Source organism: Corynebacterium crudilactis, from assembly GCF_001643015.1.
GTDB lineage: Bacteria > Actinomycetota > Actinomycetes > Mycobacteriales > Mycobacteriaceae > Corynebacterium > Corynebacterium crudilactis.
In genome coordinates this window covers 1,420,757-1,433,540 of sequence record NZ_CP015622.1, presented here as the reverse complement: position 1 = coordinate 1,433,540, position 12,784 = coordinate 1,420,757, and the positions used below count along the sequence as shown (strand labels likewise).

Annotated in this window: 10 protein-coding genes and 1 rRNA gene; all 11 read right to left on the bottom strand. The window is 51.9% G+C overall.

Annotated elements, in window-relative coordinates; translation table 11 throughout:
• Nucleotides 1-187 precede the first annotated feature (187 nt).
• Nucleotides 188-1,710, bottom strand: a 16S ribosomal RNA gene (locus ccrud_RS06750).
• A 664-nt stretch (nucleotides 1,711-2,374) separates the two neighbouring features.
• Nucleotides 2,375-3,637: a tyrosine--tRNA ligase gene (gene tyrS / locus ccrud_RS06745; RefSeq protein ID WP_066565487.1), complete on the bottom strand. Its 1,263-nt coding sequence runs from the start codon at nucleotides 3,635-3,637 to the stop codon at nucleotides 2,375-2,377.
• A 24-nt stretch (nucleotides 3,638-3,661) separates the two neighbouring features.
• Nucleotides 3,662-3,841, bottom strand: coding sequence for a Trm112 family protein (locus ccrud_RS06740; protein WP_066565485.1), 180 nt, complete (start codon nucleotides 3,839-3,841; stop codon nucleotides 3,662-3,664).
• Nucleotides 3,842-3,886: 45 nt separating this feature from the next.
• On the bottom strand, nucleotides 3,887-4,507 hold the full coding sequence (locus tag ccrud_RS06735; protein ID WP_066565483.1) for a hypothetical protein: 621 nt from the start codon (nucleotides 4,505-4,507) through the stop codon (nucleotides 3,887-3,889).
• Nucleotides 4,494-6,059 (bottom strand): vWA domain-containing protein, encoded by a 1,566-nt coding sequence (locus ccrud_RS06730; protein WP_066565480.1) that lies wholly within the window; start codon nucleotides 6,057-6,059, stop codon nucleotides 4,494-4,496. Before ccrud_RS06730 ends, ccrud_RS06735 begins: the two co-directional genes overlap by 14 nt.
• On the bottom strand, nucleotides 6,056-7,189 hold the full coding sequence (locus ccrud_RS06725; RefSeq protein WP_066565478.1) for a hypothetical protein: 1,134 nt from the start codon (nucleotides 7,187-7,189) through the stop codon (nucleotides 6,056-6,058). The genes ccrud_RS06730 and ccrud_RS06725 overlap by 4 nt, the downstream gene beginning before the upstream one ends.
• 66 nt (nucleotides 7,190-7,255) lie before the next feature.
• Complete coding sequence (gene argH / locus ccrud_RS06720; protein ID WP_066565476.1) at nucleotides 7,256-8,689, bottom strand: argininosuccinate lyase; 1,434 nt, start codon at nucleotides 8,687-8,689, stop codon at nucleotides 7,256-7,258.
• Nucleotides 8,690-8,768: 79 nt separating this feature from the next.
• Complete coding sequence (locus ccrud_RS06715; RefSeq protein WP_066565474.1) at nucleotides 8,769-9,974, bottom strand: argininosuccinate synthase; 1,206 nt, start codon at nucleotides 9,972-9,974, stop codon at nucleotides 8,769-8,771.
• A 147-nt stretch (nucleotides 9,975-10,121) separates the two neighbouring features.
• Complete coding sequence (locus ccrud_RS06710; protein ID WP_066565472.1) at nucleotides 10,122-10,628, bottom strand: arginine repressor; 507 nt, start codon at nucleotides 10,626-10,628, stop codon at nucleotides 10,122-10,124.
• Nucleotides 10,629-10,631: 3 nt separating this feature from the next.
• The gene (argF, locus tag ccrud_RS06705) at nucleotides 10,632-11,591 is read right to left on the bottom strand and encodes an ornithine carbamoyltransferase (RefSeq protein WP_066565470.1); all 960 of its coding nucleotides are present in this window, start codon (nucleotides 11,589-11,591) and stop codon (nucleotides 10,632-10,634) included.
• A gap of 15 nt (nucleotides 11,592-11,606) precedes the next feature.
• The gene (locus ccrud_RS06700; protein WP_066565468.1) at nucleotides 11,607-12,782 is read right to left on the bottom strand and encodes an acetylornithine transaminase; all 1,176 of its coding nucleotides are present in this window, start codon (nucleotides 12,780-12,782) and stop codon (nucleotides 11,607-11,609) included.
• Nucleotides 12,783-12,784: the final 2 nt, after the last annotated feature.

The window sequence follows — 12,784 nt, the reverse complement described above, 5'->3', positions numbered from 1 at the left end:
CGATGTCATTCCAGACACCCAACAGCATGCCACCTATTACCTAAAACTCTGTTGTCTTAGCTTTTGTCACCCTAGGGGTCATCTCCACCCGATTAATAGTGTGTTGATGGCAACCACGAACGGGTTCCAACACCAACAACCACACACACAACACACAGTGTTGCCGGTGGTTAATAAAGCTCCTTAGAAAGGAGGTGATCCAGCCGCACCTTCCGGTACGGCTACCTTGTTACGACTTCGTCCCAATCGCCGATCCCACCTTCGACAGCTCCCCCCACAAGGGTTGGGCCACTGGCTTCGGGTGTTACCAACTTTCATGACGTGACGGGCGGTGTGTACAAGGCCCGGGAACGTATTCACCGCAGCGTTGCTGATCTGCGATTACTAGCGACTCCGACTTCATGGGGTCGAGTTGCAGACCCCAATCCGAACTGAGGCCGGCTTTAAGAGATTAGCTCCACCTTACGGTGTGGCAACTCGCTGTACCGACCATTGTAGCATGTGTGAAGCCCTGGACATAAGGGGCATGATGATTTGACGTCATCCCCACCTTCCTCCGAGTTAACCCCGGCAGTCTCTCATGAGTACCCACCATAACGTGCTGGCAACATAAGACAAGGGTTGCGCTCGTTGCGGGACTTAACCCAACATCTCACGACACGAGCTGACGACAACCATGCACCACCTGTGAACCGACCACAAGGGAAAACGTATCTCTACGCCGATCCGGTCCATGTCAAGCCCAGGTAAGGTTCTTCGCGTTGCATCGAATTAATCCACATGCTCCGCCGCTTGTGCGGGCCCCCGTCAATTCCTTTGAGTTTTAGCCTTGCGGCCGTACTCCCCAGGCGGGGCGCTTAATGCGTTAGCTGCGGCACAGAAGACGTGGAAGTCCCCTACACCTAGCGCCCACCGTTTACGGCATGGACTACCAGGGTATCTAATCCTGTTCGCTACCCATGCTTTCGCTCCTCAGCGTCAGTTACTGCCCAGAGACCTGCCTTCGCCATTGGTGTTCCTCCTGATATCTGCGCATTTCACCGCTACACCAGGAATTCCAGTCTCCCCTACAGCACTCAAGTTATGCCCGTATCGCCTGCACGCCCGAAGTTAAGCCTCGGGATTTCACAGACGACGTGACAAACCACCTACGAGCTCTTTACGCCCAGTAATTCCGGACAACGCTCGCACCCTACGTATTACCGCGGCTGCTGGCACGTAGTTAGCCGGTGCTTCTTCTCCAGGTACCGTCAAAATACATCTTCGTCCCTAGCGAAAGGAGTTTACAACCCGAAGGCCTTCATCCCCCACGCGGCGTCGCTGCATCAGGCTTTCGCCCATTGTGCAAGATTCCCCACTGCTGCCTCCCGTAGGAGTCTGGGCCGTGTCTCAGTCCCAATGTGGCCGTACACCCTCTCAGGCCGGCTACCCGTCGACGCCTTGGTAGGCCATTACCCCACCAACAAGCTGATAGGCCGCAGGCTCATCCCACACCGCAAAAGCTTTCCACACCTTCCCTACGAAGATGTGAATATTCGGTATTAGACCCAGTTTCCCAGGCTTATCCCAAAGTGCAGGGCAGATCACCCACGTGTTACTCACCCGTTCGCCACTCATCCACCGAAGCAAGCTCCAGTTTCAGCGTTCGACTTGCATGTGTTAAGCACGCCGCCAGCGTTCGTCCTGAGCCAGGATCAAACTCTCCACAAAAATGAAAAACATTTTTAGGCCGTGAAAAGCCCAAACCTGACAAAAAACAACAACAACCACCCACACACAGTGCGACTAGTTGTAGCTGACATTTCATCAAAAAATTAATGATTACCCACACCCACAACGTGGGCATGGAAGATATATGGGCCTCTTCCCTTGACGGGGAACAAGAAGACCCACAAAAAATAATCATGCCAACAAAATTTACACACCCACCACCGAAATGATGACTATGCTTTATTTACAGTGATGGATACAATTGGCAATCCACCACCCGGCATGACCCACAACCAAAAACACTGTTCCTGGTTGTAGTGACAAATAAAATAAATGGCACACTATTGAGTTCTCAAACAACATACGCACACTGTTCAATCAAGGCATTATATGCATCTTAATCTCTGCAGTAGCTGAAGAAATATCCTAGTTGATTTGCAATTTGAAGTCAACTTCGAATTAATCTCTCTGTCACCTCGATATGCTTTCCCTTCTTGCTAGAAGTTCTTGCGCTCTCTTGGCGACTCGAATTAATTTACACACCCCTGCAGACAAGTACAAATAAGCAGGTCAGAGGCAAAATAATAGCTAAAATTAAAGATCCGGGTTCCTCACCACAATAAAAAGTGGTGAGGAACCCGGATCTGTAGATCTTTATCTAGAACTAACCCAGAATCTGGACTCCTGCAAAGTTCTTCTTGCCACGACGCAAGACAAGCCATGATTCATGAAGAAGGTCTTGCGCAGATGGCTCCCAGTCATCAGATTCGATGCGTTCGTTATTTACGTATGCACCGCCTTCTTTAACTGCACGCTTTGCTGCACCCTTGGAATCTGCAAGTCCACTGGCAACCAAGAGATCAATAATGGTGCGTGGCTCCCCTGCCTTGATCTCTGCAACTTCAGTTTCGGAAACTGATGCTGCCAAGGTCTTTTCATCCAAGTCGCGGAGATCCGCACGGCCGAACAATGCTTGTGCTGCAAGCTCTACGGCTTCAGTAGCGTCTGCACCGTGAACCAAGTTGGTCATCTCACGAGCAAGGCGACGCTGTGCTTCGCGCTTGAATGGGCGCTCTGCAACTTCAACTTCCAATTCCGCAAGTTCTTCCTGAGTAAGGAAGGTGAACCAACGAAGGTAACGGATAACATCAGCATCAGCAGCGTTAATGAAGTACTGGTACCAGGCGTATGGGCTAGTCATTTCTGGATCAAGCCACAAGCTTCCGCCACCGGTGGACTTTCCGAACTTCTTGCCTTCAGAGTCAGTTACCAAAGGAACAGTAACTGCGTGTACAGAAGCACCGTTAACACGACGGTTGAGATCAACACCAGAAACGATATTGCCCCACTGATCTCCGCCACCAACCTGAAGGGTGCAACCGAAACGTTTGTTTAGTTCCACGTAGTCGTTTGCCTGCAGCAGCATGTAGGAAAATTCTGTGTAAGAAATTCCGTCTGACTCAAGGCGTCGCTTGACAGTATCGCGTGCAAGCATGGTGTTGAGGGAGAAGTGCTTTCCAACATCGCGGAGGAAAGATACAGCAGACATCTCGTTGGTCCACTCTGCATTGTTTACGAGACGTGCCGCATGCTCACCATCAAAGTCAACGAACCGGCTGAGCTGACCAGAAATACGGTCTGCCCAATCGGAGACAGTGTCAGCGGAGTTCATGGTGCGCTCGCCAACATCGCGAGGGTCACCGATCATGCCGGTTGCTCCACCTGCAAGAACGATAGGGTTGTGTCCGGCCTGCTGGAAACGACGCAGCATAAGCAGGGGAACCAGGTGACCTGCGTGCAGGGATGGTCCAGTTGGATCGAATCCGCAGTACAGGGTGATTGGGGTGTTTGCTTCTTCGCGCAGTGCTTCCAGGTCAGTTGACTGGTTGATTAGTCCGCGCCAGGAAAGTTCATCAATGATGTTCATGTGTTAAAAGTCCTTGACTTGCTTCTAGTTGTTGGGGGTCCACTCGGTGGCTTCATCAATGAGAAGCACCGGAATTCCGTCATCAATACGATAGGCCAGGCCTAAACGTTCGTTGACCAAGAGCTGTTCGCTCTCCAGATATCGAAGTGGGCCCTTGTCCTTGGGGCAGGCCAGGACTTCAAGAAGCTGTGGATCAAGACTCATACGCACTATCCTACTTGTCCTTCAAACCTGTGCTGCATTCAGGGACTATTCCCTAAATTCTTCAGGTAGTTGCCCAAATTGCATACGCAACGCTCGACCATGATCTTCCAAATTACTTAAGCCTTCTTTTTGGATGGCATTAAAAATTTTGGTTGTTTCAGCATTCAGCAAACCGAAGGATTCCACCATGTCCTGGATTGCACGAGGATCATTCCGGGTGGGGATCTTCAAATATGCATCAATAATTCCCGGAATGTACTGGTTAATGATGGAGCGAATTGTCACTTGGTGTTCTGGGAAATTTTCCAGGCTTGACCAATTATCGATGACTAATTGAAGTGATTTATTTAACCCTTTCAATGCTTCTACTGCAGGTGCAGCTGCTCCATGCCGGTAGAGCGTGGATACTAGCTCTTTGGAATGCACAGATAACCTCCCCGGCCCTTCCACTTCCAGTGGAGTCCGTACTGGTGGAAGCGCCGAAGTACGACGAGCCGGTGTACTCGGTATTAGTGCGACAGCAGCACCATATCCGGCAACGGCTACCAGTGGCCAAAACGCACCAAGACCAATGATCAAATGCACCGCAATGAGCAACGTGGCAATAGCTATACCGGCCGCATTCTTCCGGGAGAAAAAGAAGGATCCTCGATTATTGGTAGGCACGAATCTCCTTAAACGCTTCATCTAGATCGCCGTTGATGGCATCAAATGTTTTTCCGCCAGTAGTTTTGGCTAGTTCTTCCATCTCAGCAACATTCGCTTCGCCATAAAGGATGATAAATATCGGGATGGCTCGAATCGTGTCAGGAAGAGCGTTCCACTCGGCTAGGAAATCTTGATAATTTCGTCCGGCGGTGAGCTCTCCATCAGTCATAAGAACAATGGAAGGAATATACTCGCCACCGATTGATTCTCCATACGCTGCCAAAACTGCATCGTAAATGCCTGTTCCACCATCTGCGTGCAACGTTTCAATTTGCTGTTGCACATGGTTTCGGCTTGGGCTTCCCACAGCACTTAAGGTTTCGTTGATCACCTCATGTGGGCCAAAGCTAAATGGAATGATGGATACTTTTTCACGGTCTCGTAGTGAGACATTGGCCAGTTCGGTTGTGGCATCACCAGTGATGAGATCTGACATGGTCTCTTTTAATAATGCGATGCGTTCACCTTCCATGGAGCCGGAAACATCAAGTACGAATGTGGTTTCACCTGGGACACGGAATTGGTTGGTGTAGGCATCAATGAGCGCGTCTGTAATTGTTTTGCTCCCTGGGAAGGGAGCTTCGATGATGCTTTGGCGGCTTAAGGCCGCTGGAAGCGTGGAGTTCGCAGTGGTCGGACGTCGAAAAGTGTCTGTGAGTGTTTCTGGGTGCTCAGCAAACCACTGCGCAAGCGCTGCCACTTGGTCCTGCTGCTCAGAGCCGTTGATGGTGGACAGCGGATAATCAGCGCTCACCACACCATCAGCAGGTACAACTACCGTGATATCGGCTCCTTCATCCTCCACCATGGTATTTAGCACCGATTCATAGTTAATGATGGCGTTTGCGCGATTGGACTGTTCCAAAAATGTGTCTTTGAGCCAGCCAGAAGAACCCGACGTTATTGTTTGGCCAGCAAGAAACGTGGACATGGGCGACGCGATTGCTGGAATATCATTTTCCGTTAATGCCTGCCCGGTGTCTGCATAGGCTGTGGCCATCGCCACCAAAGCCGAAAAACCGGAGTTAGATGTTGCTGGATCTGTCATGCCGAATGTGAAATCAGCGCTCTGTGAGGCTTCCCCCAATTCCACCCAGGTGGGTTGACGCTGATCCCAACCGTATTGTTGTGCCATCGCGGAATTGACTCCGAAGGCTACCGGCGAGGTTGCTATTTTAGTGGTCTCCCCCAGTTTTCCGGAGGCACCAATCAGATCAACATAACGGTTGGTGGCAAACCAAGTGGCATCAAACTCTTGATCAAAAGCGCCCTCTTTGAGCGCCTGGCTGTTGCTAAGCGTGCCTCCTGGGAAACTCAGTTGAATATCAAAACCCAATTCATCAGATGCGCGCTCAATCGCAGGCTGAAGATCTTCTAATTCCGTTGCCGCCACAATTTTTAACGGCTCCGCGGAACCTCCAATGCCGCTTAAAGAATCTGACACAGAAGAACAGCCCCCAAGCAACACCACGCTCAAGCTGAGTACTGCACCTTTAAAAAGAGTTTTCATAGGTCTGTGTCCTCTTCTGTCGGCGCGGCGCTATAGGAGGCGCCCACGCCATCAATTAGTCGTTCCAGGAAGTCATAATCAGGTGGATCGATAATATTCAGAGCGCTCGGCATGCGATCGCTCATGCCTTCCTCTGCGATGAGCGCAGCATTTTTCGGCCTAAATCCATGTTTGACGGCAAGCCTTTGCAAATTCTCATCATTTTCTAGCAGTGCTCCCACCTCTGCGCCGGCTTCACTCAAGCTGACAACGGTGTGGGTGCTATAAACCGTTGGGCTGGGATAGAGCAATTCCATATCTGCAGTAATCCGCGAATTATCCTTGTTTTGTTCCGCAAGAAATTGCGCTTCATAAATCATCACCAGTGGTTTTGCCCCCATGCCCTGGGAGAGGTATTCATCAAAAGGCCCGGCAGAGGTGCTTTCGGTATAGCCTTGGCCCACAAATAGTTGACTTAATTCTGGAATCATGGCATCCACTTCAGCGATATTGCCGACTGTTTTTCCATCATTTTTCACCCAGGCCAGCATGGAGAGATACATCGCAGCAGAGTTTGAAGTGCGCACATCTGTCGTGGAAATCTGCACCACACGATTTGATGGATAGTTAGGGCTTAATTCGCTCCACCGTGTGCCCGCCTGGGTTTCACTTAGTAGTTGTTCTAAATCAATCGTGGAGTTTGTGACGATTCCGCGACTGCCCAGCATGTCACTGATTGGCTTAAAGGTAGCTACTGCCATCGGTGAATGAAATGGCGTGAAGCGATCAGTGTTGGTGTTTTCTTCAGCAATTTTCTGTGCTGCAGGTGCAGATGAGGGAAACGCAAAATCATATGCGCTCAAGTTCACGTCGGTGGCAATTCTGCGCGACCCTGCAGTGTCTACTTTTACCTCAAAGCCATGTGCAGCGAATGCTTCTTGCACCTCTGGATCGTCGAAAAATTCTTTCTTCTCAGATCCAATAACAGCTCGAATTTCCGTTAGATCTTTCGACTGTCCAAAGCTTGGGATGCCTATATTTCCCCGCCCCACCAAAACTGCTAATACTGCAATAACCAGCAATAAGATGCCAATTAATACAGAAAATCCCCTGCCTCGAGTACTTTGCGAGTTATCAGGGGAGCTATTCATGCATTGATAATAAATGGCCTGTGATACTCCCGCAATCGGAGAGCAACACAGGCCATAAATTACTGCTTATCGACGTACCCCCGCACGTGCCCACTGCGCATGAGCCGTACTTGCGGTTTCCACGCGTGCGCGTTGCTCCGCAACGCGCACGCCTGCGGTACCACCGCGTGTTGCACGAGAAGCAACAGCTCCATCAATGGTGAGCACTTCGCGAACTGCAGGAGTAAGACGTGCATCCACACCGTGAAGTTCTTCATCGGTGAGATCAATAAGGTCTACTCCCCTGGTCTCTGCGATGCGCACGCATGCGCCAGAAGCCTCATGTGCTTCACGGAATGGAACGCCCTGGCGCACCATCCACTCAGCCAAATCGGTGGCAAGGGTAAAACCAGCTGGTGCAAGTGCACGCATGCGCTCAGTGTTGAACGTCAAGGTGGAGACCAAACCAGTCATGGCAGGAAGCAGCAGGTTCAGCTGTGCTACCGAATCCACGATTGGCTCTTTATCTTCTTGCAGGTCGCGGTTGTATGCCAAAGGCTGTGCCTTCAGGGTAGCCAGCAGACCAGTGAGGTTACCGATCAAACGACCAGACTTACCACGGGTAAGTTCAGCCACATCAGGGTTCTTCTTCTGCGGCATGATCGAGCTGCCAGTTGACCACGAATCAGACAAGGTGATGTACCCAAATTCTGGGGTGCACCATGCGATGATCTCTTCAGCCAAGCGGGACATATCCACAGCGATCTGTGCCAGCACGAATGCAGTTTCAGATGCGAAGTCACGGGAGCTGGTTGCATCAATGGAGTTATCTGCAGCAGCATCAAAGCCCAGCTCTTCAGCGATAGCTTCTGGGTTGAGCTTGAGTGAAGATCCAGCTAATGCGCCTGAGCCATAAGGAGAAATAGCCAGGCGCTTATCCAGATCGCGGATACGATCAATATCGCGCAGCAAAGGCTGAGCATGAGCCAACAGCTGGTGCGCCAACAATACAGGCTGAGCAGCCTGGAAGTGGGTCTTACCTGGCATGATGGCATCTGCATGGGCCTTGGCCTGGGTGCTCAGGGCGTCGATAAGCTCTGTGGTGCCAAGCGCGATATCGCGCACAGCATCGCGCACCCACATGCGGAACAGGGTTGCTACCTGGTCGTTGCGGGAACGACCAGCACGCAAACGGCCACCGACCTCTGGGCCGACGATGTCAATGAGACCGCGTTCCATCGCTCCGTGAACATCCTCATCGGATGGCAGCGGACCAAAAGTACCATCTGCAACAGCCTTGCCCAATTGGTCAAGGCCTGCCAGCATGGTGGCCAGATCCTCATCGGAAAGTAGCTCTGCCTGGTGCAAGACCTTAGCGTGTGCCTTTGAGGCCAACACATCATATGGGGCCAAAACCCAGTCGAAATGGGTGGAGACGCTCAAGGCGAACATGGCCTCGGAAGGTCCTCCGGAGAAGCGTCCGCCCCACAGCGCACCTTCATTGGTTCCGTGCTGTTCCATGTGTTGTTTCTACTTTCTTAAATTCGATGAAAATCTACTTGCTGGGTGGGGTCCACAATGAGGACCCCCAGGTGGCAGCTTAGTTGTTGCCAGCTTCGCGGTCGCGCTTGTTGGCGATCTTGGAGGACAGGCCGTGCAGCTGCACGAAGCCCTTAGCTAGGGTCTGGTCGAAGGTATCGCCAGTGTCATAGGTAGCCAGGTTGAAGTCGTAGAGGGAGTGGCTGGAACGACGACCGTTAACGGTGATGGAACCTGCGTGCAAAACCATGCGGATATCGCCGGTGACGTGCTCCTGGGTGGAGTCGATGAAAGCGTCAAGGGAACGCTTCAGTGGGCCGAACCACAGGCCGTCATATACTTCTTCTGCCCAGCGAGCATCGATGCCGCGCTTGTAGCGAGCAAGTTCGCGCTCGATGGTGACATCTTCCAAAGCCTCGTGTGCCTTGATCAATGTGATCGCACCTGGAGCTTCGTAGATTTCGCGGGACTTGATGCCGACGAGACGGTCCTCAACCATGTCGAGGCGGCCGATGCCCTGTGCACCTGCACGGCGATTCAGCTCTTCGATTGCCTGCAGCACAGTAACTGGACGGCCGTCGATAGCAACTGGCTTGCCACCTTCGAAGGAGATGATGACCTCATCAGGAGCATTGCCCAGAGCGGGATCCTCGGTGTACGCGTAGATGTCCTTGGTTGGAGCATTCCACAGATCTTCCAGGTAACCGGTCTCAACTGCACGACCCCAAAGGTTCTGGTCGATGGAGAAAGGAGACTTGACAGACTGTTCGATTGGCACGTTGTTCTCTTCAGCAAAGGCAATAGCCTTGTCGCGGGTCCATGCGAAGTCACGAGCAGGTGCGATGATCTGAAGGTTTGGATCAGTGTCCATGAAACCAACTTCAAAACGAACCTGGTCGTTGCCCTTGCCGGTGCAGCCGTGTGCAACGTGGGTACCGTTGAACTGCTTGCCGGCCTCAACGAGGTGCTTGACGATCAGTGGACGAGAAATTGCAGAAACCAGTGGGTACTGCTTCATGTACATGCCGTTTGCCTTGATAGTTGGCAGGCAGTACTCCTCAGCGAACTCATCCTTTGCATCAACAACGATGGACTCAGCTGCGCCGGCATCCAATGCACGCTGGCGAACGCTTTCCATGTTCTCACCGCTCTGACCAAGGTCGAGGGATACTGCGATAACTTCGCCCTCGATCATCTTCTTCAGGTATGGGATTGCCACGGTGGTATCTAGACCGCCAGAGTAAGCAAGTACGATTCGGTTAGTCATATTAAGGTGTACTCCTTCATTTATATGGTCCTTTTGAGCGCTTGTGCCAAAAGGATATTTAAAGATTTTTACTGTGTTGAAAGGCTTGCTATACCTCGATAAAACACTCGGGGTATACCTTACCTGCCTGCATTAACAAGGCTTGAACTAGGTTGCGCGCCTGCCCAATAATTCGCCAAGTTCTTTACCTGTGAGGGGATCACGGGCGAGCACAAATACAGTGTCATCACCTGCGATTGTGCCCACGACTTCTTTGAGTCCCACCCTATCGATAAAACTGGCCAGATACTGAGCGGCCCCGGGTGGGGTGCGCAGCATCGCAATATTTCCAGAATGGTCCGTGGATACGAGAAGTTCATCAAGCATCCGACGAAGCTTTTCCGAAGGTCCGCGCAGATCTTCACGCACTGTGCTGTCCACTGGACCAACTGCATAGAAGGCACGTCCACCATCGGGACGTACTTTCCGTGCGCCCAATTCATCCAAATCACGGGACAAGGTGGCTTGGGTGATGTCGATGCCTTCATCAAGAAGCAATTCAGACAACTGCACCTGGCTGGTGACTTTTTGTTTATCCAAGATCTGCAAAATCAGCGCTTGGCGGGTGGTGCGGGTGACCGGTGCAGAATTATCGGAAGTTTCGCTCAAAGACATGTTTTACTCCGGTTGGTTAGCTAGCAGCCACACCAGCAATGCTTTTTGTGCATGCAGACGATTTTCTGCTTCATCGAACACTTTGGAGGATGGTCCATCAATAACAGATGCGGATACTTCTTTGCCACGGTAAGCAGGCAGGCAATGCAAGAAGATTGCGCCCTCATTTGCCTGTGCCATGACTTCATCATTGACCTGATAAGGAACGAAAGGCGTGCTGCGATCAACGCCATCATTTTCCATGCCCATGGATACCCAGGTATCGGTGATCACAACATCTGCGCCAGCAACTTCATCCAGGCTGTCAGAAACAACAACCTGAGCACCGGTTTCCGCGCCGCGCGTGGTGGCACGCTCCACGAATTGCGCACGAGGCTGGAATCCAACAGGGGCGATGATGGAAATATCCATTCCAGCGGTAGCAAAACCAATCATGTATGAATTGGCCATATTGTTGTCGCCATCACCGAGGTACACGGCCTTTTTACCCTTGAGGCCGGCTGGGCCTTCCTCTGGGCAAAGGTTTTCCACGATGGTCTGCAAATCAGCCAAAATCTGACATGGGTGCAAATCATCAGATAGTGAATTCACCAGTGGCACCGTGGAGGTTTCTGCCATCGCATGGAAATTATCATGGGCATAGGTGCGCCACACGATTGCTTCCACATAACGAGACAACACCGCCGCCGTGTCCTGCAGTGTTTCGCCCTTGCCCATTTGTGAGCTGCCTGAATCCACCACAATGGCGTGCCCGCCAAGCTGCGCGATGCCAGCATCAAAGGAAAAACGGGTACGCGTCGAGGTCTTATCAAAAAGCACCGCAACAGATTTCGGGCCCTCTAGCGGACGCTCTGAAAAAGGCGCCGCCTTAAGCTTCGCCGCAAGGGTTAAAACTTCTGCCTGCTCAGCTGGACTGAGGTCATCATCGGCCAGGAAATGGCGAACGTGTGGTTGAGATGTCATAGTAAATAACTTCCTTTATGCGATTGTCTTGGCAATAGCCTTGACAGCGTCTGCAATTTCTTCATCGGTAATAACCAGCGGCGGGGTCAAACGAACGATGTTATCCGCCGGAGCATTCAAAATAACGCCCTGCTTAAAACCATCAAGAACAGCTTGCTTTGCGACGTCGCGCTCCAGCACCACGCCCAACATCAAGCCCCTGCCACGGACCTCTACAACGCCGTCCACTTCGGAGAGAAGTTCTTTGAACAGCTCACCCTTGCGGGTGACTTCAGCGCAGAACGCATCATCGACAACAGACAACACAGCTTTGGCAGCAGCACAAGCAATGGGGTTTCCACCGAATGTGGTGCCGTGCTTGCCCGGGGTCATCAGCTCAGCGGCACGACCAGTAGCTAAACACGCACCGATTGGAAGGCCACCGCCAAGTCCCTTGGCCATGGTCACCACATCTGGCACCACGCCATCATGCTGATGGGCAAAGAAATCACCAGTACGACCCACGCCAGTTTGTACCTCATCGGTAACCATCAAAATGCCATGCTCATCGCAGAGCTCGCGCACAGCCTTAAGAAATCCTTCCGGCGCAGGAATCACGCCAGTTTCGCCCTGAATTGGTTCCAGGAAAATGGCAGCCACATCGCCCGGGTTGGTTTCGACCAACGTGCGCAGGTACTCAGTGTCGCCATAAGGATAAAATTCCACACCGCTTGGCATCGGAGTAAAAGCTTCACGCTTATCAGGCTGACCGGTCAGTGCCAACGAACCCATGGTGCGGCCATGGAAACCATGGACAGCAGCCAGAATGCGAGAGCGACCAGTCAAGCGAGCAATCTTGAATGCCGCCTCGTTTGCTTCGGCGCCTGAGTTGCAGAAGAAAACGCGGGTGCGCGCGGCGAGGGCGGCGTCGTCAAGCGAAAAACGCTTAATGAGCTCGGCCGCAACCTCAACGACCGGCCGAGAGGCAAAAAGATTGGAGACATGACCAAGCTGACCAATCTGGTTGGTTACCGCTTCGATGATCGCAGGATGCGCATGTCCGAGAGCATTGACCGCAATGCCCGCGAGAAGATCAATGTAGACATTTCCCTGATCATCGGTGACAGTAGCGCCCTTACCGGAGACCAACTCAACCGGCGGAGTGCCATAGGTATTAATGATTACTTCTGGCCAAGTTTCTAGCGTATTCATCT

Bases quoted from the DNA above. Each gene is read 5' to 3' on its own strand.
- ccrud_RS06715 (WP_066565474.1), bottom strand. From the start codon at position 9,974: ATGACTAACCGAATCGTACTTGCTTACTCTGGCGGTCTAGATACCACC.
- tyrS (WP_066565487.1), bottom strand. From the start codon at position 3,637: ATGAACATCATTGATGAACTTTCCTGGCGCGGACTAATCAACCAGTCA.
- argF (WP_066565470.1), bottom strand. From the start codon at position 11,591: ATGACATCTCAACCACACGTTCGCCATTTCCTGGCCGATGATGACCTC.
- ccrud_RS06700 (WP_066565468.1), bottom strand. From the start codon at position 12,782: ATGAATACGCTAGAAACTTGGCCAGAAGTAATCATTAATACCTATGGC.
- argH (WP_066565476.1), bottom strand. From the start codon at position 8,689: ATGGAACAGCACGGAACCAATGAAGGTGCGCTGTGGGGCGGACGCTTC.
- ccrud_RS06710 (WP_066565472.1), bottom strand. From the start codon at position 10,628: ATGTCTTTGAGCGAAACTTCCGATAATTCTGCACCGGTCACCCGCACC.
- ccrud_RS06725 (WP_066565478.1), bottom strand. From the start codon at position 7,189: ATGAATAGCTCCCCTGATAACTCGCAAAGTACTCGAGGCAGGGGATTT.
- ccrud_RS06730 (WP_066565480.1), bottom strand. From the start codon at position 6,059: ATGAAAACTCTTTTTAAAGGTGCAGTACTCAGCTTGAGCGTGGTGTTG.
- ccrud_RS06740 (WP_066565485.1), bottom strand. From the start codon at position 3,841: ATGAGTCTTGATCCACAGCTTCTTGAAGTCCTGGCCTGCCCCAAGGAC.